Source organism: Paraburkholderia sp. EG304 (assembly GCF_046543485.1).
GTDB lineage: Bacteria > Pseudomonadota > Gammaproteobacteria > Burkholderiales > Burkholderiaceae > Paraburkholderia > Paraburkholderia youngii.
The window spans coordinates 1-23,314 of record NZ_JBKGUA010000001.1 but is presented as its reverse complement, the minus strand read 5'-3'; the positions used below and the strand labels follow the sequence as shown (position 1 = coordinate 23,314).

General features: G+C 63.7%; 12 protein-coding genes and 1 pseudogene. 4 read left to right on the top strand and 9 right to left on the bottom strand.

Annotation, left to right across the window (positions count from 1 at the left end; translation table 11 throughout):
* The first annotated feature begins 11 nt into the window (after positions 1-11).
* A complete protein-coding gene (locus ACLFKU_RS00065) occupies positions 12-911 on the top strand; it encodes an efflux RND transporter periplasmic adaptor subunit (RefSeq protein ID WP_368587179.1) in 900 nt (299 codons plus the stop codon).
* Between the two features lie 114 nt (positions 912-1,025).
* On the opposite strand, the gene ACLFKU_RS00060 is transcribed toward ACLFKU_RS00065, so the two are convergent.
* Entirely contained in the window at positions 1,026-1,859 is an 834-nt protein-coding gene (locus ACLFKU_RS00060; RefSeq protein WP_410847785.1) for an ankyrin repeat domain-containing protein, read from the bottom strand.
* Positions 1,856-3,172, bottom strand: a complete 1,317-nt coding sequence (locus ACLFKU_RS00055; protein ID WP_410847784.1) for a hypothetical protein — start codon at positions 3,170-3,172, stop codon at positions 1,856-1,858. Before ACLFKU_RS00055 ends, ACLFKU_RS00060 begins: the two co-directional genes overlap by 4 nt.
* Positions 3,173-3,283: 111 nt before the next feature.
* Here ACLFKU_RS00055 and ACLFKU_RS00050 point away from each other — a divergent pair.
* Positions 3,284-3,524 (top strand): annotated as a pseudogene (locus tag ACLFKU_RS00050) (efflux transporter periplasmic adaptor subunit); the annotation flags it as partial.
* Positions 3,525-3,554: 30 nt separating this feature from the next.
* On the opposite strand, the gene ACLFKU_RS00045 reads toward ACLFKU_RS00050, so the two are convergent.
* Together ACLFKU_RS00045 and ACLFKU_RS00040 are read right to left on the bottom strand one after the other, a co-directional pair.
* Positions 3,555-5,156 carry a methyl-accepting chemotaxis protein gene (locus ACLFKU_RS00045; RefSeq protein ID WP_410847783.1) on the bottom strand — a complete coding sequence of 534 codons (1,602 nt, stop codon included), beginning with the start codon at positions 5,154-5,156 and terminating at the stop codon, positions 3,555-3,557.
* Between the two features lie 106 nt (positions 5,157-5,262).
* Entirely contained in the window at positions 5,263-5,607 is a 345-nt protein-coding gene (locus ACLFKU_RS00040; RefSeq protein WP_410847782.1) for a hypothetical protein, read from the bottom strand.
* Between the two features lie 25 nt (positions 5,608-5,632).
* Between ACLFKU_RS00040 and ACLFKU_RS00035 the strand changes: the two genes are divergently transcribed.
* Positions 5,633-6,898 carry an MFS transporter gene (locus ACLFKU_RS00035; RefSeq protein WP_368587183.1) on the top strand — a complete coding sequence of 422 codons (1,266 nt, stop codon included), beginning with the start codon at positions 5,633-5,635 and terminating at the stop codon, positions 6,896-6,898.
* Between the two features lie 123 nt (positions 6,899-7,021).
* Here ACLFKU_RS00035 and ACLFKU_RS00030 read toward each other — a convergent pair whose 3' ends face one another.
* From ACLFKU_RS00030 to ACLFKU_RS00020, 3 genes are all read right to left on the bottom strand, one after another.
* Positions 7,022-8,779 carry a ShlB/FhaC/HecB family hemolysin secretion/activation protein gene (locus ACLFKU_RS00030; protein WP_368587184.1) on the bottom strand — a complete coding sequence of 586 codons (1,758 nt, stop codon included), beginning with the start codon at positions 8,777-8,779 and terminating at the stop codon, positions 7,022-7,024.
* A 90-nt stretch (positions 8,780-8,869) separates the two neighbouring features.
* On the bottom strand, positions 8,870-9,139 hold the full coding sequence (locus tag ACLFKU_RS00025; protein ID WP_410847781.1) for a hypothetical protein: 270 nt from the start codon (positions 9,137-9,139) through the stop codon (positions 8,870-8,872).
* On the bottom strand, positions 9,136-17,235 hold the full coding sequence (locus ACLFKU_RS00020; RefSeq protein WP_410848067.1) for a hemagglutinin repeat-containing protein: 8,100 nt from the start codon (positions 17,233-17,235) through the stop codon (positions 9,136-9,138). Before ACLFKU_RS00020 ends, ACLFKU_RS00025 begins: the two co-directional genes overlap by 4 nt.
* 780 nt (positions 17,236-18,015) lie before the next feature.
* Here ACLFKU_RS00020 and ACLFKU_RS00015 point away from each other — a divergent pair.
* A complete protein-coding gene (locus tag ACLFKU_RS00015; RefSeq protein WP_410847780.1) occupies positions 18,016-19,965 on the top strand; it encodes a propionate--CoA ligase in 1,950 nt (649 codons plus the stop codon).
* Between the two features lie 12 nt (positions 19,966-19,977).
* Here ACLFKU_RS00015 and ACLFKU_RS00010 read toward each other — a convergent pair whose 3' ends face one another.
* Entirely contained in the window at positions 19,978-20,772 is a 795-nt protein-coding gene (locus ACLFKU_RS00010) for a 5'-methylthioadenosine/adenosylhomocysteine nucleosidase (RefSeq protein ID WP_368587187.1), read from the bottom strand.
* Positions 20,769-23,126, bottom strand: a complete 2,358-nt coding sequence (locus ACLFKU_RS00005; RefSeq protein WP_410847779.1) for a UvrD-helicase domain-containing protein — start codon at positions 23,124-23,126, stop codon at positions 20,769-20,771. Before ACLFKU_RS00005 ends, ACLFKU_RS00010 begins: the two co-directional genes overlap by 4 nt.
* Positions 23,127-23,314 lie beyond the last annotated feature (188 nt).

Sequence of the window (23,314 nt, the reverse complement as noted above, 5' to 3'; positions counted from 1 at the left end):
AGAGTCGAAACATGACCATCCGAAATCTTGTGGGCTTCATCGCGACAGCCGTCATTTTCATCGTCGCGATCCTGATTGGCCGCGTGCTGTGGGTCCATTACATGGACGAACCGTGGACGCGCGACGGCCGCGTACGCGCCGAGATCGTCAACGTCGCGCCGGACGTGTCGGGCGCGATCGTCGATCTGCCGGTCAAGGACAACCAGTTCGTGAAGAAGGGCGACCTGCTGATGCAGATCGATCCGTCGCACTACCAGATCGCGGTCGAGCAGGCGCAGGCCGCGGTTGCCGCGCGCAAGGCCGAATTGCAGATGAAGCGCGACGACGCGCAACGGCGTGCGGACATGGACTCGCAGGTGGTGTCGAAGGAAAGCCGCGAAAACGCGACGCATACCGCGTCCGCCGCCGGTGCCGCCTATCAGCAGGCGCTCGCCGCGCTCGACGCCGCGAAGCTGAACCTCGAGCGCACGCGCGTCGTGTCGCCGGTCGATGGCTATGTGACGAACCTCTCGGTGTTCCGCGGCGACTATGCGACCGCCGGCGCGGCGAAGCTCGCGATCGTCGATAGTCACTCGTTCTGGGTGTATGGCTATTTCGAGGAAACCAAGCTGCCGCACGTGCGCATCGGCGATCAGGCCGAAGTGCGGCTGATGAGCGGCGGCACGCTGCAAGGCCATGTGGAGAGCATCTCGCGCGGCATCTACGACCGCGACAATCCGCAAAGCCACGAGCTGCTCGCGGACGTGAATCCGACCTTCAACTGGGTGCGCCTCGCGCAGCGCGTGCCGGTGCGTGTGAAGATCGACTCGGTGCCGGCCGATGTGATGCTGGCGGCGGGCACGACCTGCACGGTGGTCGTGCGGCCGGGGACGGGGTCCGGGTCTCACTCCCCGTCGGTCAATGCGAGCTGATGACCGCGCCGCTTTTTATAGTCGGAACTGCCGCATCGTCGCCTTCAGCCCTATCCGCCTTGTCGAGTGCGAGGCGGTTATGAACTTCTAACCTCTCGCCAGCGTGAAGCGGCGTCAAGGCAGCGGAAGCTTGCTGTCATCGAGCCGGCGCGGAGGATTGGCTCCCCAACGTGCTTTTATCTGTTCCGGAGTCTCGGGAGGCCATTTCACGCCCATCCTGATGATGCGATCCCGGATTTCGACCAGCTTCCTGTATGCCGGTGAATCAGGCGCGGAGGCATTAATGTCATCCCATATCCCTAGTGGGAATGACTCGCCGTTAATGTTGTACGTGCTGGGGTTTGCCCCATGGTCCAGCAGGTAGTCAATCTGATCTAGCGCGCGATTTGCCAGCGCTTCATACAGCACTGAATTACGCAACGAATCACGCCGGTTCACATCTGCGCCACGCTCCACCAGCAGCTTGAGCGAGCCAGACGTCGACTCCTTTGCAACATCAAAAATTATCGGGGTGCCTTCTGCAATCAAATTTGGATCAACACCGCCGTCCAGCATCGCACGCAGGAATTCCGGGTGCGAGCTGTTGAGCATGACGCCGAGCGGATCGCCAAAATCCGGCACTTCCTGCAAAGGATCGGCCCCGGCCCTCACCACCTCCGACGCTAACGCAAGCCGATGCGGGTCGCGCTGCAACGCCTCCTGAAACGCAAAAAACAGCATCGTCATGTTCTTGCGCCCCGGCGTATTCAGGTCCGTCTTCGGCGCCAGTCGCCTGACCTGCTCCATGTCACCGCGCTCGATGGCCTGCGCCAGTTCGAGTTGCGGGCCGCTAAAAAAATCAGTGGCGGAAAATTTTTTCATTGCATGAACCACAGGGAGTAGCGCCAGTAACAGCACCGGCACGATAAGGATTCGGCTGAGTGTTTTCATCGCTTTCAGCCCTGTCATGACAGTGTTTCAAGTACGGAGATGTCCTCCGCCTTCTGCTGCTCGATGCCGTCAATTGCCTGCTTGATGAAGTGCCGCGACACGGGCGAGCCGCTGCCGGGAAGGAGATACGGAGTACCGGCTGCATCGGGCAGGGGCGTCCATGTCTGTGCGACGGTCAGAATGTCGCCGTTCACATGGTACGCATTGATGTTCGATGGTGTGACCTGCCCGCCATAATGCCGGACCGTCTTCGGGTGCAGGCCCGCTGCATTGAAGCTCCAACAGTTCTTGCCGCTGGCCAAAGATGCGGCCGAACACAGACCGCCACCCAGCGAGTGCCCTGCAATATCAATTGGCGCCTGTGTGCGGCGCATCTTCCATCCAATATCTACGGCTCGCTCATAGTAAGGCGATTCCATATCCACGCTTTGGCTGAAGTTGTTCGACCAATCGGCCAGACTCGTCGTTTCGGTTCCCTTGAACGCGAGGGCGGGCTTCATATCGATACCGAAGATCGCCGAATCCGGTTCGTATAGCTGCGCCCTGAAGTTCGAGCCCTTGATTTTCAGGTCTTTTGGCTTCAAGCCATACCGATCCAGAAATTCCGTATCCCCGCTGCGGTTCGCCCACCCTTCGGGCACCGGCCCGGACGGCTCGTAGACATGATCGGAGAGTCTGGCCTTCTCCGCCGCGACATTGTTGCGTGCGAGCCGTTCAGCCGCCGCCCGCACGCGCCCGGACATGGCCGCATTGCCCGCCGCAATCAGCGCCTTGCGCGTCTGCCACCGCTGCGCCTTGGTCAGTGCCTGCGGTATCTCGATGTGTGGCGGTGTCACCCTGGCTGCGCGCGCAGCGGCTAACTGGGCTTGCCAGGTGGCCGGATCATACTCGACGGACTGAATGGGTTCGCCGTCCGGATGACTGCCGGTCCTCGCAACGGGATTCCTCAGCGGCGCGCTGCGGTAACGTGACGGAAACAGGCCATTACGCGGACCTCTAATGGCAAGCAGTTTGCCCCGGCGAACCTCTTCGAGAAGAGCAACGATGACCCACCATCCATCGGTGTCGGGGTTACGGTACCGCGCGCTATGGAAAAACAGCCAGCCAGTCTTCTGGATACGCCTGACCAGCTTCCGGTCCTCCTCCCACTTCCTGTGATTCAGTGCGGCAATCTCGAGAAATTCCCGGGTCTCCGCCCTGGCCCTCTGACGGACTGCGGCCTTGCCAAGGCACGCTTTATAGTGCCACTCGTCACAGATGACGTAACAGGCACCCGGTGGCCGCTGACAGAACAGCTCCACGGAGTGCATCTCAAATACGGACAGGGACATAGGTGTGTCGTTGGTCTATCTGAAGTCGCTGCCGGAGTTGACAGCAGTCAGATAATTACCGTGCGACAGGTAGTCCGTACATGGGCGACCGCCCAAAATCGGCTTTCGATGAACCTCGCGATGTTCGGCTGCGACTATGCAACCGCCGACGCCGCGAAGCTCGCGATCGTCGATAGTCACTCGTTCTGGGTGTATGGCTATTTCGAGGAAGCCAGGCTGCCGCACGTGCGCGTCAGCGATCAGGCCGAAGTGCCTCGCGCAACGCGTGCCGGTGTGCGTGAAGATCGACTCGATGCCGGCCGAAGTGATGCTGGCGGCGAGCACGACCTGCACAGTGGTCGTGCGGCCGGTAGCAGGTTCCGGCTCAACACCGCGCCGCTTTTTAAATCCGGAACTGCCCCACCATCGCCTTCAGCCCGCGCGCCTGATCGTCGAGCGAGCGGGCCGCGGCGGTGGCCTCCTCCACCAGCGCGGCGTTCTGCTGCGTGCCCGCGTCCATCTGCGTGACCGCGAGATTGATCGCCTCGATACCGGCGCTCTGCTCGGACGACGCCGCCGAAATCTCGCCGATGATGTCGGTCACGCGCTTCACGGCCTTGACGACTTCGTCCATCGTCTGACCGGCGTCCGCGGCGAGCGTCGAGCCATTGCCGACGCGCTCGACCGACGTCTGGATCAAGCCTTTGATCTCTTTCGCGGCCGCAGCGCTCCGTTGCGCCAGATTGCGCACTTCCGCCGCCACCACCGAAAAGCCGCGCCCCTCCTCGCCCGCGCGCGCCGCTTCGACGGCCGCGTTCAGCGCGAGGATGTTGGTCTGGAACGCGATCCCCTCGATCACGCCGATGATGTCGCCGATGCTGCGCGCGCTGTCGTTGATGTCGTTCATCGTCGCGACCACGCGGCTCACGACCGCGCCGCCCTGCTCGGCGATCTCCGACGCGTTGTTCGCGAGCGTGCTCGCCTGCTTCGCGTTGTCGGCGTTCTGACGCACCGTCGACGTCAGCTGTTCCATGCTGCTCGCGGTGCGCTCGAGCGCGAGCGCCTGCTGCTCGGTGCGTTGCGATAGGTCCAGGTTGCCCATCGAAATCTGTCCGGACGCGGTCGCGATCGCATCGGCGCTCGATGCGATGTCGGCGACCGTCGTCGCGAGTCCGCTTTGCATGTCGGACAGCGCGAACAGCATGCTCGAACGGTCCTTGCCGCCGAGCGCGATGCGATTCGACAGATCGCCCGCGGCGATGCGGCGCGCGATTTCCTTCGCGTACGCGGGCTCGCCGCCGAGCTGCGCGGTGAGCCGCCGCACGACCCACGCCGCGATGCCGAACGCGAGCACGATCAGTGCGAGCGTCATCACCGCGATCATCACGAACGACGACTGGTAGATGAAGCCGGACGCGTCGATCGTCGCCTTCGCGGCGGTGCCGCGCTGGGCGACAAGTTCGTCGACGAGCTTTTCGAGCTTGCCGGTTTCGACGAGCAGCGACACGTCCTGCGTGCCGACCTGCCAGTTCATCTGCGACAGATCGAGCGGCTGCGCTTTCACGAGCGTGACGAAGTCGCGCAGATGGGTGCTCCAGGTCCCGATCGCCGCGGCGAACGCCTTCTGCGCGGCGACCGCCTTCGCGTCGGACGGATCGGCGTACTGCTGCAGCGTGCGCAGTTGCTCGTTCAGACCGGCGAGGCCGCGCTCGATGTCGGCGCCGAGTTCGTCGCGCTCCTTCGCTGTAGTCGCGGTCAGCAGCATCTTCTGCGCGCGGCTCGCGCGCAGCATGTGGCCGCGCGCTTCCTCGGCGGCGCGGCTCGCGACGTGGCCCTGGTCGTAGATCGATTGCGTGGACGCGTTCAGCCGGCCGATCTGCAGCAGCGAAAACACGCCGATCAGCAGCGTGCCGGCGAGCAGGATCGCGAACGCGATCCGCAGCGTCGCCTTGACCGACAGGCCGTTGAACTTCGTTGCCGCCGCGCTCTGTGCCACTGCTTCCATAGTCCCCCACCCCACGTGTCGACGCGCCGGAAAGATCGGTTCCGGCGTCCCCGCTTGTCTCTTCGGGTCTACGGCAGCCTGCCGCGCGATCTTGAATGTCGCGCGATCAGACGACGGCGGGTCGTGCGCCGCCGGCCGTTCCCGGTCCCATGTCCGATGCGCCGCTTCGTGAGCCGCGCATTCGCGAGCGCTTTATACCGCAGACAAAAACCCGCCAAAAATGCGTCGACAACGCGGAGCAGACGATTCGCCTTTCCCAGCCGAAAGCGAAGTCATCCGGCCCCGCGTCCGATTCGCGACAAAACTTGTCCTTACAATTCGCTCCGGCCACATTAAACTTCGGCTGAATAGTCAAAGCGCCGGTTGCCGCGACCAAACGACGCAGCAGTTGGCGGAACGCGCCTACGAAGCGCGCTGCCGCACCGGTTCCAGCGCCGATTTTTTCTCCCATTTGCCTGATCTTCTTCTACTCGCGTATGGAAACGAGCCTCGACAAAAGCGCCCTCGCCGGCGCATCCGCCACGGGGGCGAGCGCGTCCCCGGTCGCCGCCGCGCCGGCGGCCGCCAAAGTGCAGCGCACGGTGTATTCCGTGCTCGGTGCAATCAGCTTTTCGCACCTGCTCAACGACATGATCCAGTCGCTGATCCTCGCCATCTACCCGATGTTCAAGGACAACTTCTCGTTGTCGTTCGGGCAGATCGGTCTGATCACGCTGACCTACCAGATCACCGCGTCGCTGCTGCAGCCGCTCGTCGGCAGCTATACCGACAAGCATCCGAAGCCGTACTCGCTGCCGGTCGGCATGGGCTTCACGCTTGCCGGCCTGCTGCTGATGTCGGTTGCGCCGAACTTCAGCGTGCTGCTGGTCGCCGCGGCGCTGGTCGGCTGCGGGTCGTCGGTGTTTCATCCGGAGTCGTCGCGGGTCGCGCGGATGGCCTCGGGCGGCCGTCACGGTCTCGCGCAGTCGCTGTTCCAGGTTGGCGGTAATGCGGGTTCGTCGCTCGGGCCGCTGCTGGCCGCGCTGATCGTGATTCCGCATGGCCAGCGCAGCATCGCGTGGTTCTCGGCGGCGGCGCTCGTCGCGATCGTCGTGCTCACGCAGATCGGCCGCTGGTACAAGCGGCATCCGTCGGTCAGGAAAGCGCGCGGCCAGGCGGCGCATGCGGCGCTGCCGCGTAACAAGATCATCCTCGCGATGAGCGTGCTGGTGTTGCTGGTGTTCTCCAAGTACTTCTACCTCGCGAGCCTCAACAGCTATTTCACGTTCTATCTGATCGACAAGTTCCATCTGTCGGTGCAGGCCGCGCAGATTCATCTGTTCGTGTTCCTCGCGGCAGTCGCGGCGGGGACGGTGATCGGCGGGCCGATTGGCGACAGGATCGGGCGCAAGTATGTGATCTGGGTGTCGATTCTTGGCGTCGCGCCTTTCACGCTGCTGCTGCCGTATGCGAATCTGTTCTGGACAGGGGTGCTGACTGTTGTGATCGGGGTGGTGCTCGCTTCTGCGTTCTCGGCGATTCTTGTTTATGCGCAGGAGTTGATTCCTGGGAAGGTGGGGATGGTGGCGGGGTTGTTCTTTGGTTTTGCCTTTGGGTTGGGCGGCGTTGGCGCCGCGGTGCTGGGGCAATTGGCAGACGCTACCAGTATTGGGTTTGTTTATAAGGTTTGTTCGTTTTTGCCGTTGATTGGGGTGCTCACTGTTTTGTTGCCGGATGTTGAAGAGAAGCGGGTGAAGGGGTGATATCGCTGCGGGATGGGGCTTTTTTCGTTGTTCTGGTTTCTTTGGCTTTTCCTTGCTGACTTGTCGGTCTATTAGCGTTGCCCCGCGTTGCGGCGACTGCGCGGAAACGGCGCAGGCGGTCTGTCAGAACTGCCCCGTCACCTGGAATCCGAGCGTCACGCGCGCAGTTGGAAAGCCCGACGGTTTATAGATCGGCGTACCTGCAAACAGGTCATAGGCGAGCGCACCGAGCTTTGCCGATGCGCTGCCGCGCGCACCGATCACCGCGCCCGCGAGTTGGGTACCGGCGAGAAACGCGGCGTTGGGGCCGAACACGCGGCCGTAGTCGATACCGGCATACACAGACTGGCCGGTCGAGCCGATCGATAACTGAAGCTCATTGCGCCAGAAGAAACCGCACTCGGCCGCGAGCATCGTTTCGCCGTCGAAGCCGCGCACTGTGTAGCGGCTGCCAATGGTCAGGTCATCGATATAGTTGAGCGTGTTGTTGGTGAACTGGCCGTGAACGGTTGTGACGTAGCGTAGCGGCTGGTTCGCGATCTGCAACGGCACCGACAGGTTCGCGTCGAGCACAGCCATGCGGAAGCGGTAAGTCGGACCATTCTCGTAAAAGTCTGCTGTCGCCCCAAGTCCGCCCACACCCTGACGGTACGCGAGACTGCCGTCGAACTGCGACGCGCCGAAGTAATGACGGTCAGTTAGCCCCGCCTCGATGAAGGTGTTGTTGCGATGCTGCTGCGGAATATCGGTATCTTCGATGAAGCTCTCGCCAAAGCGCTTCGTCAGCCGGAACTGCACGCCGAGTACGTTGTTCTGGCTGCGCATGAGGACACGCGCCAGTTTGAAATCGACCGTCTGCGAATTGCCGCTCGACACGAAAGTCGTGTTGACGCCCGCGATCTGCTGGTAGTACGTGTTCGTATAGGCTGACAGCGTGCCGGTCCAATAGCCCCACGGAACGGAATAGAAGCCGTTCCAGCCGTGCGAACCGAGACCTTTGTCACCAAATTCGAGGTCCTGACTCACGCCGACGTTGAAAACGTCGTTCAGCCCGAGCGGATTGTCGATGCCAAGGCTCAGGTTGCCTTGCAGCTTGCCGGTGGCCCGCGTGCCCGAGTTGTCCACCGAGGCGACGACTGTCCACGGCTTCGCGCGCTTTACCGTGACGACAATGTCGCTTTCGCCGGGTACATCAGTCGGCTCGATTTTCATGTCCACGTCCTGACTGCTGACGCGCTTCATCTGTTCGAGTCCCTGTTCGAGGTCGCGCAGGTTCAGCAGGTCACCCTCGCGGGCCGGGAAGGCGGTTTTCCACGTGCCGCGCGTGGCAGGTTCGGCGAAGCGGATCGCACGCACGACACCCGGCACCAGTGCGAACTTCAGCGTGCCAGTAGAGAGGTCCTGCTCGGGCAGCAGCACGCGCGTGGTGATGTAGCCCCGGCTCAGGATGACTTGTTGCAGTCCCTTCGTGAGCATGTCGAGTCCTGCCTTGCCCACGCATTGCGCCCTGTAGTGGTCGAGCCATTCGCGGGCGAACGCGAAGCGGTCGAGCGGCAACGCGGATGCGCCTTGCGAGCGCACGGCGTCAGGTAGCGTCGCTGGCACGTCAAGCACGAACGAGTCAATGCGGAAGCACGGCGTTTCAGGCGGCAGGTCTGGCCAGCCAGAGGCGCGCTCAACCGTCGAGCGCACCGAAGGCGCATTAACCGTCGCTTCGCGTTCCTGTGCATTGCGTTGCTGCTCGACCTGCTGGTTCTGCTCGGCGTTGGCGCGTGCCGCTGCTGCTTTATCCGCCGGTGTGGGCGTCGGCGTCTGCTGCGCGTGCGCGAGCGTTATCAGGGCTGTAAGCGGCAATGCCGCCAGCCTCTTTGAGACTTTCATTACTAAATTGGTCCTCGATTCTGCGAGTGGTGCTTTGATCACCCGTGTAACGTCAAAGGCCCATTGCCAGCAGTCCCTTGTACGTTGAACTTAGCCCTTAGATAAATCCATCAGCTGGTTTGCGATGTTTCGCGTGTGTGCCTCATCACCGTCAAGACAAATGCGCTCAACTTCAATCCACCGGAGATAGGTGTACAGTTCCTCAACTGTCTTGTGTTCTCGTAGCATCCGACTAACGTACGGAACATATGAGTCGTATTCGTCGTCTGCTTCCTGAAAGTCAGCAATCCCAATTGGATCCCATTCGTTAAGTAGGATTCTCTTCACGTCCAAATCAAGGCCAACGAAGGTCTTTTTCATTTTCCAGGTGCTCCGGGGATTACTGTTACAACCAATCCTGTTTTAGAGTTCGTAACAACTCTAAGGTTGTTCGCTGCATCATAGTATCCTGTCGTTCCCTCTCGGGTAGGATAGGTGACACCGTTCTCGATCGTGTTCTTCACCGCCGAGGGCGGAACACCTCGACCTTGCATTTGATCTATCGAATGACCTGAGTAGTCCAACCCGTTGATAGTTGTTGGCGCGTTTGTGCCGCGCGGCACATTCATCGGACTACCGTTCATTCCTGTGGGTGTACTCGGACTTTTGGCAGCGTCGCCGCCATCGTTCAGCGTTGCATTATCGGACACATACCCCGGCAGACCGGGGACAGCGTTCAGCACCTGTCCCGCGCCATTCGCCAGCACCATCCCCGGACTAGCAGCGGGCGGCACGCCACCACCCATGCCAATGATCGCACTCAGGCCGTTCGCAATGCCTTGCAGTGCGAGGGAGAACAGGGACGGCGATTTCTTACCAGGGTCGCCCGTCAATGCACGTTCATCATCCATCGACTGGTTGTACAGTTGCACGTTCGACGCCATCGCCGCGCCCGCTGTACCGCCGACCGCAGCGCCAGCTACGCCCGCGGCGATGTTGGCCGCGAGATTGCCGATCAGGTCCGATCCCGTCGCTGACGCTACACCCTTCGAGATATCGTTCAGCGAACCGGCCATCTTCGACGCCACGCCCGCGCCAGCAGCACCGCCAATCGTACTGAACGCGCTACCGCCACCGAGCCCACCAATCAGCGCACCGCCCGCAACGTGCAGTCCGGCGCGCGAATCGCCGCCTTCCTTCCAGTTGTTGTAGTCAGCCGCTGCTGCGGCCATGCCTTCGCTGTCGCCGCGATCGGACGCGGCCTTGTAGGCTGCCGCCGCTTCGCCGCGCTTCATGTCCGCGTACGCGCCGATACCTTGCGACACCGCCTGACCCGCCGCCTGCGCGGCCTGCATCGTGTCGGCCTGCTGCGACAGGATAGCGTTCACGTCCGGCGTATTCGCAACTGTGCCGTTCGTATTCGTCGTGTCGCGCGACAGGTTCGCCACGTCCTGAGTCTGGCCGGCGCTGTTCGTCACGTTGATCGTGCCCGCGCTGATCGCGCTGCGCGTCGTTGCGCTCTCGTCGCCGCTTTCGTTCTGCGAAATCATCGGCGACACGCCCGGATGGCCGCTCACCGAACCGGGGCCAACCGCCTTGCCGGTGTTACCACCGAAGCCCACGCCCGCGCCGATCCCGTTGCTGTTGGCGCTGTAGTGCGACTGGTTCTGGATATCGCTGAACGTGAGCGTGCCGGTCGTCAGGCTGTTGTTTGACGAGTCGGCCGTGCTCGATATCACTCCGCCCGTCAGGTCCGTATTGCCCTTGACGTTGATGTTGAACCCGCCATCTCCCGCATTGATGCCAGCCTGTTCATTGACGCCCGCGTAGTTCGAACCGGCATGGCCGTTCTGCGCGCTGAAGCTGGCGCTGCCGCCGCCCTGGCTGATCGTGAACCCGCCGCCCGTGCTGCTCTGGTGCGCGGCGCTGTTCGTCACATCCTGCACACTCACAATATTCAGGTTGCCGCCCACGTCGGCCGCGATCTGCTTGCCGTTGATCTGCGAGCCGATGATGTTCGTGTCGCCGCCCGATATCACCGTGACGCTGTTCGCGCCGTTCACATGTGACGCGTTCTGGATCGACGCGTCGCTATTCGCGTCGCCATGCGCGTTCGACATCGCAGCCGAGACGCCAAAGCCGCCGCCCAGCGTGTACTGCACGCCGACGCTTGCGCTGCTGGAACTGTTCGAGCTACGCGTCGAATCGGTGTCGGTCGTGTTGATGACGTTCACGTGGTTTTTCGCCGCCAGAATGACATCGTTCGCGCTGATATTCGACCCGGCGATCGTCAGGTCGCCGTTCGTTGCCACGAATCCCGCCGTGCCGCCTGCCTGCACGCTGGAGCCACGCTGCATTGTCTGAGCTTCCGACGACTGGCTTTCGCTCTTGCTGGACCCGATGCTGACCTTGATGCCGATATCCGGCTTGCCGTCCGCTGTCACGCCCGCAGACGTCAGACCGGTCAAGGCCACATCGCCCGCCGCCGCGATGCTGTGCAGCGCAGCCGCACGGTCGTTGCCCGTGCTGGCCGAATTCTTCGCGGCCTGACTTTCCGAATACGCGTTGTTGATCGCATCGCCGACCGAACCCGCCAGACCAATCGTGAGGCCGCTGCTGCTCGTCTTCTGCGTCTGCGCCTGGTGCGAGGTATCGGTGGCCGCGTCGATGATGACGTTCGCCGCCGTTCCGGCGAGGTTCCCGCCCGCGACAAGATCGCTGCCGGTAACGTGCAGGGTGTTACCCGCCTGGATCGACAGATCTCCGTTCAGCGAGCCGACCGTGCTCGCGTTGTTCGTGACACCCGATGCCTCACTGGTCGTCGCGAGCTTGCTGGTGCCGACCGTCACGCTCAGGCCGCTTGTTCCCAGGCCCGTGCGCTTCTCCTGGTAACTGCTGGACGACTGCATGGTGTCCTGTGACGTGGTGATATTCACGTCATGCACTGCACTAAGCGCGACATCGTTCGTGCCGACAATCGTGCTGCCTTTCACATTGATGTCGTTACCGCTGGCGATGGTCACGGCGTCTGCGGAAACCAGGCTGCCCTGCGAGAGCGTGGCGGTGGTGTTGCTCGAACTCGCCACTTCCTTGCCGCTCACGATAGTGCTGTGGCTGTGCTGTTCCTGCGAATTGTCGACATAGGTTGCGGTGGCCGCACCGATATTCACATTGTTCGCTGCCGCCAGCGTCGCCGTCCCCTGGTCGAGACTGATCGTGCTGCCGATGAGGTTGAGATCGTGGCCCGATGCGACGGTCAGTGAATCTCCGGCATGGAGCGTCGTCCCTGTCAGGGTATCGGCTGAGGTATGCTGCGACGCTGAGTAGCTGACGTGGCTATCGCTACCGGAACTGCTGCTGTCGACAGTCGAGGTCGCCTTCGCCGCCTGGAGTGTGACGTCGCCGTTCGCCGCAACCGTCCCGCCACCGACCAGGTTGATATCAGCGCCTGTCGCGGTCAGGTTACCGCCCACGCCGATCTGCGAGACGCCGCCTACGTTAATCGAACTGCCCGTCGTCTGGTTGAAGTCGGTATTCGACACGCCGTTCGCGCCCGCGACCACCTTATGCTCGCTGGTCTGCACCGAGCCGAGATCGTAGTTGCCGCCCACGGCCATGCCGAGGTTGCCGCCCACGTTCAGGTTGCCGCCGTTCTGCTCAAGGTTGCCACCCGTCACAATCGCCGCGTCGCCCTTGACGTTGAGGTTCGCAATCGGGCCAAGCGCGGTCGTGCTGCGTGTCGCTCCCGTCGCGCTGACCTGATCGACGGTCTTCACCGCCGTGTTCAGCGACAGGTCGCCGCCCGCGTTCAGCGCGAGGCTGCTCGCATTCACCGTGGCCGAGGTCAGGTCCACATTGCCCGTGGTCGCCAGCGACATCAGGCCGCCGCTTTGCAGCTTGCCGAACGCGTTGTCGATCTGCTGGCCCTGGATCGACAGCGTATTGCCTGCCTGCATCGTGCCGCTATTCGTGAACGTCTGCGTGTTCTGAAGGTCGATGTCGGTCGCCGCAATCAACGGCCCGTTCATGTCCTGCTGGCTGGCCTTCGCGAGATAGACGACGGGCACGAGTACCGGTTGCCCGCTGACGGTCTCGGTCTGCATGATGATGACGTTGCTCGTGAGCGCGGCCACCTGTTCAGCCGACAGGCTCATGCCGAACGGCAGATCGAGCGACTTCGACAGTGACGCGCCCGCGTCGAGCAGCGCCTGATACATCGACTGAAGGTCTGTGTACGGGCCGAGTACCGCCTTGCCGGTCAGCGACGTAATCTGGTTCCGGACCAGTTGCTGTTCGTAGAATCCATCGCCCAGGCGCTTCTCCGTCGTCTGCGGATTCAGGCCAAGCTGTTGCAGGTAGTAATCGCTCGATATGAATGACTTCTGGTTCGTGAACGCCGGGTTGGTCTCGATCAGGTAGGTTGCGCCCGGTGAGGTGGCGGGGCTGAACAGTCCGCCCTGAGGAATCGAGAGGTTTTGCAGCACGTTCTGCGCAGTCGCATGGGCGATGACCGGATTGACGAGGCCGCCGCCGCTGACTGCGCCGACAGTCACGCCGCCCCGCGACTGGCCGGGGGCAAGACCGGGCGATGGGATGCCTGCATTGCCCGCCGTGTTATCGATGTTCACGCCCGTGCCGGAAAGCGTGCTGCCCGCGACAAACGTCGATTCGTAGCTCGGCAGCGCGTAGGTGCGGATGTCAGCCGGCGCGACCTGGTAGCCGCCTGGATTGGAGGTCACGAACGTCGCGTTGCCGAACGGCAACTGCCAGTTGTGTTCGGTGTTGTCGTAATTGTTGTAGTGATACTGGCCTGAATAGGTTACCTGCACGCCGGGCGCAAGTTGCCCGCGCCAGCTATTCTGGTCGAGCGTCACGGGCGCGGCGATGTTGCCGACGGCCGCGACCGCGCTCCAGTAGTTCTGGAATAGCCCCACTTTCGACGCATCCAGGTTGCCGCCCGCCATGATCTGCGCCTGCGGGCTGATCCCCGTGATGAGGTTCGCCACCGCCACGCCCGTGTAAGTCGTGTACTGGTAGCCGCTATTCCACTGGCCGCCGTGCGGCGGGATCGTGTACACACCGCCAATCATGGTCAGGAATGCCGGGGTATCCGGCTGGGAGATGGCCCAGCCTATGTCCTGACCGGAGCAGGCGGCCATGTCGACCGCCGTGCAGCCCGACAGGCTGATGTCGAGCTGCGCGAGCAGGGCCGGATCGACCGACTGGTTAAGACCCGTCGTGGTCATCGTCGTGCGCGTGTTCGTCACCTGAGCGGCGTGCAGTTCCATGTCGCCGGCCGACTCGATCAGCGCCGACTGGTTGCGGATCAGGTTCGCGCTGGTATAACTGCCGTCCGCGTTTTTTCCACCCGCCAGCACCACCTTGCCAAGACCGTATATCGCGGTGGTCGCCTGCGTGTCGGTCGTCGTGGTGTCGTCGCGGTTCTCGATATCGGGTGCGAGCAGTTCGAGCGTTCCGTTACTGTCCGTCGCACCGATCAGCGCGGTCGGCCCGACGTTCGTGATCGATTGCGTCGCGTTCAGCGAGACGCTGCCGCCGACCATCGTCCCTGTGTTCTCCAGCGTGTTCGAATGCGTCGCGAGCGTGCCGCCCGCCATCATGACGCCGCTGTTCCGGACATCGGCGGCATGGACGTTCAGGTTGTTCGCCGCCTCAACCAGCGCGCCGTTGCTGAACGTGCCCGGCAGGGTGAAGGACAGGTCATGACCGGCGTTGAACTGCACATCGGGCGTGGGCGCGAAATCGCCCTGAACGCTCACTGCCACGTCATGAGCCGCGCTGTACGCGCCGCCGCCCGTCAGCGTCGCGGCATTCACGGACAGATCATGCGTCGCGCCAATCTGGCCGTTCGCGTTCGTCACCGCGCCGGTCGTCGTGATGGCAACGTCGCCGGTCGAACCCGCAAAACTGCCGATCCTGCCGCCGCTGTTGTCGACGGTAGCCGCCTGAACCGCGAGGCTCGCGCCGCTCAGTTGACCACCCTGGGTATTGGAGAGCGATGACGTGTCGACGGCCACATGACCGTTACCCGTCATGACACCGCCACTGTTGACGATCTGGCTGCCACCCTGCACGGTCGCATCGCCCGTGCCGAGGTTGCTGATGAGACCGTTCGTATTGTCGATCGACGCAGCCTGAACGCCGAGCGTGCTCGCATCGCCCGCCGCGCCCGTGCCCGACTGGATCTGTCCGTTCGTATTCGTCAGCGCGCCGCCACTGGCGAGCGAGAGGGACGCGAGCGAGCGCATCGCGCCCTGCGTATTGTTGATATTGCCAGCGATGCTCGCCGCGATATTTCCCCGCGCGGCGAACACGCCCGTCGCGTTGTTCAGGCTCCCGGCCTGCGCCGCGATCTGACCGGCAGCGATGATCGTTCCGTCAACGTTCGAGATTGACCCGGCTCCGTTGCCCGGCGTAATCGTCAGCGTGCCGGTACCCGCATGCGTAATCGTGCCGCCGTCGTTGTCGAGCGCGGCCGGTGCAAGAGTCAGGTCCGTGCTGTTGGTCTGGAGTGTGCCGCCTGCCGAGTTGTCGAGCGTACCGGTCACGTCGAGCGTCGTCGCGCCGGTTCCGGTTTGCGTGATCGTGCCGCCGTGGTTGACGAGATTCGTTCCGTGCAGCGCGATCTGGTTCGCGCTGATCGCGCCCGCGCTGTTGTCGATTGTCGTGGCGCTCGCGCTCACCACCTGACCGGCCGCGATCGTGCCGGAACTGGTCAGCACCGTGCCCGCCGAGACGGTCGTGTTGCCGTTGGCGGCCAGGATGCCGCCGTTGAATAGCGTCTGCACAGCGCGGGCGATCAGCGACTGCACCGCCGTGATCGAACCCGCGTTGGCAAGCTGCCCGGCCTGCGCGGTCACGCTCCCGTTGCCGCCGATGGTGCCGCCCGCGCCGTTGTTCAGCAGGCCCGCCGTGAAGACGCTCAGGCCATCGCCGCTCAGTGAGGCGATGTGTCCTGCCGTATTGTCGAGGCTGCCTGCGTTCGCCGTTAGCGCCCCCGCCGCCTGCATCGTGCCGCCCGCGTTCGACACAGCATCTGTTACGTTAGCCGTCAGCGGACCACCCGAAACGATCTGGCCGTTGCGGTTCGAGAGTGCGCCAGCCGTGATGGTCTGTGCGCCGCCCGACGACATTGCGCCGCTGTCGTTCGTGAGTGTGCCCGCCGCGCGAGCGTCGAGCGTGCCGCCCGCCGTCGTGGTCGCACCCGACAGGTTCAGGTCACCGTTGTTCGCAGCGAGTGAAAGCGCGCCATTCGCCGAATTGGTCGCGCCCGCGAGATTGACCGCCGCGCCGCTCACGCTCGCATTGCCGCCCGCCACATTGCGGCCGGTTGCCGTCACCGCGCCGGATGCGCTGATATTCAGGTCGCCCGTCTGCGCGAGCGAGCCGTCGCCGTTCACGCCCGCCGCGAGCGTGCCGGTTGAATTCACGCTGGCGGCGTTGACAGTCGTATTCTGCTGCGCGGCCGCCATACCACTGTTCGTGACCGTACCGCTGGCCGAAAGCGTCGCGCTTTGCTGCGCGTAGGTCGTGCCGCTGTTCTGGATATCGGCAGCGGTGGCGGCAAGATTACCGCTCGCGCTGGTCTTTCCGGTGAGGGACAGCAGGCCGTTCGATTGCAGCGTCAGGTCGCCCGCCTGCGCGGCGATTACGCCCTGGTTCGAAACACCTACACCGTACTCGTTGCTCGCCAGAAAAATACGCCCGCTGTACATGCCGCCCAGCTGGCTCACATCGATCGAGACGGCCGGTGCGGGTCCGTCGCCTGCAATCGGCGTGAACGCCAGTGAGTCGTGACCGATCTGATTTGCACCGGTGATAACATTCAGGCTCTTTCCGGCGTATATCTCCGCATTGACCTGCACCGCTCGGGCCAGCAGGTCAACCTGATCCACCGTCGAGCCGTCGAGTCCCGCTCCCTGCACGGTGATGTTGCCACGCGTCACATTGAAACCGGTGAGCGAACCATCGGGTGCGAAGTTCGGCGTACCGGTCGTCAGAATGGCGCGCGAGGTATTCAGAAACCCGCCGCCGTTCACCGAAATGCCGGAACCGTTAGCGATCACCACCTCTGCGCGTTGTCCTGCCACTTCGAGCATGCCGTTGATCTGACTCGCCGCGCTGCTGTTGACCTGGTTCACGATGATGCGCGCAGCCTGGTTCGCCCCGAAGTTCGGGTTGCCGTTGATCTGCCCGGCCTGCTGGGTGCCCGTCATCACGGGTGAATTGTTCAGAATCGCGCCTGAACGCGAGACGTCAAATTGCGAATAGCTATTCAGTGATACGCCACCACTCCCAGAGGGCCGGTTCACGTTCACCTGTGGTAATCCGTTCGCCGTACTGATCACGTTCGGCCCGTTCGCGCCATTGGGGACGATCTGCGCGTCCGACAGAGCGGGAGCGAATCCGGCGAGTACCAGCGCGGCAAAGGCCACGTGGCGCATCGCGAACTGCATGATGGAAACCGGAGTGCAAGGCGCGCGGGTTTCGCCGTCACCGGTCCGGCCATGGGAGACGGCTGTTTCTGCGACGGCAACGAGCATGCCCCGACAGCGGCTGAATACCAGCCGGAAAATGTTCTTATTCATTTTGCGTGACGCTTTTTTTGGCTATCTTCCGAAGATAGGCCAACATGCTTTTCAGATCTGTCAGGCAATGTTAATGAATGCGCGATGACAACAGATTTTCGAAAACCGGATCGGTCTGATGGACGTTTTTTCGGAAGTATGTGGATTCGAATATCCGTCAACTGACTATCGGTTTTACTGCAACGCAGACGGAGAGGCGGCATCGGCCCGCCTTTGCCGTCACGGATCAACCCGTTAGTGCCTCGTCGCGAGAGCGCTCAAGGTCAAGTTGCTGCCCTTGCCGTTCGCAAAGATGGGAAGCGGCCAGTGCGAGGCGTTCATACTGCACCGCATCGACAGGCGGGCGGGCATGCCGGGCTATCTCCCGGATACCGGGACAGGATCGGGCAGATGGCCGCTCAGACCGCGCACTCATGGGAATACACGTGCAAGTTCTGCCCTGTAGGCGATTCCTGGCTACGATGTTCCAGAAATGTCAGCTATGCGATGCATGCAAATGCCCCGCACACGGGCAACGCTAATTGACCGACAACACAACAAGAAAAGGCCAAAGAAGCCAGACCAACGAAAGAAAACCGCCCCGCATCCGAGCAATTTCCGGCGCACAATGCCAATGGTGCATCCCCCGCGCCGCCCCAGGCGCACAACTTGCGTCCACCCCCGTCCACTCCCGCCGCACGAGGATCGCCGCCGATGACCCGCTACCGCGATTTCCACCGCCGCTCGATCGAACACCCCGAAGCCTTCTGGCGCGAAGAAGCCCAGCGCATTCACTGGCACACGCCATTCGGCACCGTGCTCGATCGCTCGAAGCCGCCATTCGCGCGCTGGTTCGTCGGCGGCCGCACAAACCTCTGTCATAACGCGGTCGACCGACATCTGGCCGAGCGCGCACAGCAAAACGCGCTGGTCTACGTATCGACCGAAACCGGCATCGAGCGGCAGTACACTTACGCCGAGCTGTACGCCGAAATCAACCGCATGGCCGCGGTCATGCGTTCGCTCGGCGTGAAGCGCGGCGACGTCGTGCTGATCTATCTGCCGATGATCCCCGAGGCACTGTTCGCGATGCTCGCCTGCGCGCGGCTGGGCGCGATCCACTCGGTCGTGTTCGGCGGCTTCGCGGCGCCGAACCTCGCCGCGCGGATCGACGACGCGAAGCCGGTGCTGATCGTGACCGCCGACGCCGGCGCGCGCGGCGGCAAAGTGGTCGACTACACGCCGCTCGTCGACGAAGCGCTGTCGCGCGCGAAGCACAAGACACCGCACGTGCTGCTGATCGACCGGCAGCTCGCGCCCGAGCGCCTGAACGCGCCCTACCTCGTCGCCTACGAGCCGCTGCGCGAACAGTTCTTCGACGCCCACGTGCCGTGCGAATGGCTCGAATCGAACGAGCCGTCGTACGTGCTTTACACGTCGGGCACGACCGGCAAGCCGAAGGGCGTGCAGCGCGATGTGGGCGGCTATGCGGTCGCGCTCGCGGCATCGATGGAATACATCTTCGAGGGCAAGGCCGGCGACACGATGTTCACCGCGTCCGACGTCGGCTGGGTGGTCGGCCACAGCTACATCGTGTACGCGCCGCTGATCGCGGGGCTGACCACGGTGATGTACGAAGGCACGCCGATTCGCCCGGACGGCGGCATCTGGTGGCGCCTCGTCGAACAGCACAAGATCAACCTGATGTTCACCGCGCCGACGGCGATTCGCGTGCTGAAGAAGCAGGACCCGGCGCTGATGAAGGCAGCCGATCTGTCGAGCCTGCGCACGCTGTTTCTCGCCGGCGAACCGCTCGACGAACCGACCGCCGAATGGATCTCGACCGCGCTGAACAAGCCGGTGATCGACAACTACTGGCAGACCGAAACCGGCTGGCCGATGCTCGCGATTCCGCGCGGCATCGACGTACTGCCGACCAAGCTCGGCTCGCCGGGCGTACCGTCGGTCGGCTATAGCCTGACCGTGCGCGACGAGCTGACCGGCGAGCCGTGCGCGCCCGGCGAGAAAGGCGTGCTGACGCTCGACTATCCGCTGCCGCCGGGCTGCATGTCGACGGTGTGGGGCGACGACAAGCGCTTCGTCGGAACCTACTGGTCGAGCGTGCCGAACCAGCAGGTCTATTCGACGTTCGACTGGGGCGTGCAGGACGAGGACGGCTACGTGACGATCCTCGGCCGCACCGACGACGTGATCAACGTCGCGGGCCATCGGCTCGGCACGCGCGAGATCGAGGAGGCGCTGTCGAGCCATGCGGCCGTCGCGGAAGTCGCGGTGGTCGGCGTAACCGATCCGGTCAAGGGTCAGGCGGCGATGGCCTTCGTCGTGTTGCGCGGCGCGCAAAGTGAAGGCGATCCGAGCGAGCGCGCGCGGCTCGCCGCCGAGCTGACGATGACGGTCGACCGCCATCTCGGCTCGATTGCGCGGCCCGCGCGCGTGGTGATGGTATCGATGCTGCCGAAGACGCGCTCCGGCAAGCTATTGCGCCGCGCTATCGCGGCGCTCGCCGAGGGACGCGAGCCCGGAGATCTGCCGACGATCGAAGATCCGGCCGCGCTACAGCAGGTGCGCGACGCGCTCGGCGACGGCACGAAGAAATGAATCGGCGGGCGCTCAGCCCGCGGCGTGCCGCGTGCCCAAAAAGCGCGCGAGGATCGCGTTCGAATACGTGCCCGCGATGCCGGTCAGAAACGACATGAACGATCCGGGCGCGTGGTCGTCGGCCGTATCGGAAATCGTGCGCACGACCGCGCACAGCACGCCGTACTCGTAGCAGACCTGCGCGATCGCCGCGCCCTCCATCTCGACCGCGAGCGCGTCGGGCAGCGCGTTGCGCAAAGCCGCGACGGCCGCTGCGCTCGCGACGAACTGATCGCCGCTGACGATCAAGCCGCGATGCACGCGCGGCTCGCGCGTGCCGAAGCGGGCGGCGCAGGCCGCGCCTTCTTCGGCGACGAACTGCTCGCATGCGAGCGTGAGACGATCGGCGAGCGCCGCATCGGCGGCAAAGCGCGACATGCCGAGCAGCGGCACCTCGAAGCGCGGAAACAGCGGCGACGCGTCGAGATCGTGCTGCATCAGCGTGCTCGCGACGACGATATCGCCGACATGCACATCGACCCCGACCCCACCCGCGACACCGGTGAACACCACGGCTTCGACATCGAACGCGTGAATCAGCGCGCTGACCGTCGCGGCCGCCGCGACCTTGCCGACGCGCGCGAGCGTGACGACACACGGCGTGCCGTGCACGGTGCCGACGTGGTAGTCACGCTGGCCGTACTTGACCGTGCGCACGCCGGACTCGGCGCGCATCGCTTCGATCAGGTCGCCGAGTTCCTGCGGCAACGCGGCCAGAATGCCGAGCGGTCGTCGCGCACCATGGCTGAGGTTCAAGGGCGTGCTCATTCGACCGCCTGCAATTTTGCCACCGCCAGCGCCAGCCACTTTTCGCCGTGCCGCTTGAAGCGGACCTGCGCTTTCGCGTCGGCGCCGTTGCCTTCGAGCGCGGTGATCGTGCCTTCGCCGAACTTCGTGTGGAACACCTGCTGGCCGACGCGGAAGCCCGTTTCGGCCGCGCGTTGCTCGTTCGCGAAGGCCGGCGCCGGCGCAGAAGTCACCGCGGCCGCCGAACCGCCGCCGTAGCCCGGCCGCGCAAACCAGTCGCGCCCGTAGCCGGCGTTGTCCGAGCGACCGCCCCAGCGCGAGCCCGCCTCGACCTTCGGCGTGAGCCACTTCAGCGTTTCCTGCGGCAATTCGTCGAAGAAACGCGAGCGGATGTTGTAGCGGGTCTGACCGTGCAGCATCCGGCTCTGCGCGAACGACAGATACAGCCGCTCCTTCGCGCGCGTGATCGCGACATACATCAGGCGCCGCTCTTCTTCGAGGCCGTCCGCCTCCATCGCGCTGTTCTCGTGCGGGAACAGCCCTTCTTCGAGACCGGTGATGAACACCGCGGTGAATTCGAGCCCCTTTGCCGCGTGCACCGTCATCAGTTGCACCGCTTCCTGGCCGGCCTGCGCCTGGTTGTCGCCCGCTTCGAGCGACGCGTGCGACAGGAAGCCCGCGAGCGGCGTCATCGTGTCGGGGTTTTGCGCGGGATCGGCGATGCCCGGGGCGTCGAGAACCACCGTGTTCGGATCGTCGGTCGCGACCGCGAGTTCGGGCGCGGCGCTGGCGCCCGGGCGCAGCGGGATCGAACGCGCAGGCGTATCGAGCCCGTAGCCTTCCTCGCTGACGAACGCGGCGGCCGCGTTGACGAGTTCCTGCAAGTTCTCGAGCCGTTCCTGGCCTTCGCGCTCGTTCTGATAGAAGTCGGCGAGACCGCTCGCGCGGACCACGTACTCGACGGTCTCCGGCAGGCTCATCTGCTGCGTGTCGGCGCGCATCTTGCCGACCAGGTTCGCGAACGCGGCGAGACTCGAGCCCGCCTTGCCAGCGACGTACGGAATCGCCGCGGCCATCGAGCAGTTGTACAGACGCGCCGCGTCGGCGAGCTGTTCGATCGAACGCGCGCCGATGCCGCGGGTCGGGAAATTGACGACGCGGCCGAACGCGGTGTCGTCGTTCGGGTTGTCGATCAGGCGAAGGTACGCGAGCGCGTGCTTGACTTCCTGACGCTCGAAAAAGCGCAGGCCGCCGTACACGCGGTACGCGATGCCCGCATTGACGAGCGTGTGCTCGATCGTGCGCGACTGCGCGTTGCTGCGGTAGAGCACCGCGATCTCGCTGCGCGACAGGCCGTTGTTGATGAGCGCGCGAATCTCTTCGACGATCCAGCCGGCCTCCTGCGAATCGGTCGCCGATTCGTAGACGCGCACCGGTTCGCCGTGGCCTGCGTCGGTGCGCAGATTCTTGCCGAGCCGGCGCGAGTTGTTCGCGATCAGCTGGTTCGCCGCATCGAGAATATGGCCGTGCGAGCGATAGTTCTGCTCGAGCTTGATCAGATTGCGCACGTTGAACTCGTGCTCGAAGTCGCGCATGTTGCCGACGTTCGCGCCGCGGAACGCATAGATCGACTGGTCGTCGTCACCGACCGCGAAGATCGCGTTGTGCTGGCCCGCGAGCAGCTTGAGCCACGCGTATTGCAGCTTGTTGGTGTCCTGAAACTCGTCGACGAGGATGTGCCTGAAGCGCGCCTGGTAATGCGCGCGCAGCGGCGGATTGTGCGCGAGCAGCTCGTAGCAGCGCAGCAGCAGCTCGGGGAAATCGACGACGCCTTCGCGCTGGCATTGCTGATCGTAGGCTTCGTAGAGCTCGACGAACTTGCGGTTGAAGTTGTCGGTGGCGTCGACGTCTTTGGGGCGCAGGCCCTGCTCTTTCGCGTTGTTGATGAAGTATTGGAGGTTTTTCGCCGGGTACTTTTCGTCGTCGATGTTGAGGCCCTTCATCAGGCGCTTGATCGCCGACAGCTGGTCCGCGGTATCGAGGATCTGGAACGTGGCGGGCAGCCCGGCGTCGCGGTGATGCGCGCGCAGCATCCGGTTGCACAGGCCGTGGAACGTGCCGATCCACATGCCGCGCGTGTCGATCGGCAAGAGCGCCGAGAGGCGCGCCATCATTTCGCGGGCGGCTTTGTTGGTGAAGGTCACCGCGAGGACGGTCGCGGGGGACGCGAGGCCTTGCTGGATCAGCCACGCGATGCGGGTGATCAGGACGCGGGTTTTGCCGCTGCCGGCGCCCGCCAGGATCAGGGCGGGCTCGTTCGGGAGCGTTACGGCGGCGTGTTGTTCGGGGTTCAGATTGGAGAGGAGGTCGGGCATTTTTTTCGCGGAGCGCAGTTCGGGGGACATTATATGCCCCGGTGGGGGCGGCGCTTTTTTGGGGAGTGTCTGAATTTTTGTGTGCAAGGCGTCTGAACATTTCAGGCGTGGCAGGCGATCAATTTCATTCTAGCTGTTGGGTCGTGTGAAGCGATCCTCGTAGAGGATCGCGAACTGCCGCATGGCGG

Bases quoted from the DNA above. Each gene is read 5' to 3' on its own strand.
- ACLFKU_RS00005 (WP_410847779.1), bottom strand. From the start codon at position 23,126: ATGCCCGACCTCCTCTCCAATCTGAACCCCGAACAACACGCCGCCGTA.
- ACLFKU_RS00030 (WP_368587184.1), bottom strand. From the start codon at position 8,779: ATGAAAGTCTCAAAGAGGCTGGCGGCATTGCCGCTTACAGCCCTGATA.
- ACLFKU_RS00040 (WP_410847782.1), bottom strand. From the start codon at position 5,607: ATGGGAGAAAAAATCGGCGCTGGAACCGGTGCGGCAGCGCGCTTCGTA.
- ACLFKU_RS00035 (WP_368587183.1), top strand. From the start codon at position 5,633: ATGGAAACGAGCCTCGACAAAAGCGCCCTCGCCGGCGCATCCGCCACG.
- ACLFKU_RS00010 (WP_368587187.1), bottom strand. From the start codon at position 20,772: ATGAGCACGCCCTTGAACCTCAGCCATGGTGCGCGACGACCGCTCGGC.
- ACLFKU_RS00065 (WP_368587179.1), top strand. From the start codon at position 12: ATGACCATCCGAAATCTTGTGGGCTTCATCGCGACAGCCGTCATTTTC.
- ACLFKU_RS00045 (WP_410847783.1), bottom strand. From the start codon at position 5,156: ATGGAAGCAGTGGCACAGAGCGCGGCGGCAACGAAGTTCAACGGCCTG.
- ACLFKU_RS00060 (WP_410847785.1), bottom strand. From the start codon at position 1,859: ATGACAGGGCTGAAAGCGATGAAAACACTCAGCCGAATCCTTATCGTG.
- ACLFKU_RS00025 (WP_410847781.1), bottom strand. From the start codon at position 9,139: ATGAAAAAGACCTTCGTTGGCCTTGATTTGGACGTGAAGAGAATCCTA.
- ACLFKU_RS00055 (WP_410847784.1), bottom strand. From the start codon at position 3,172: ATGTCCCTGTCCGTATTTGAGATGCACTCCGTGGAGCTGTTCTGTCAG.
- ACLFKU_RS00020 (WP_410848067.1), bottom strand. From the start codon at position 17,235: ATGCAGTTCGCGATGCGCCACGTGGCCTTTGCCGCGCTGGTACTCGCC.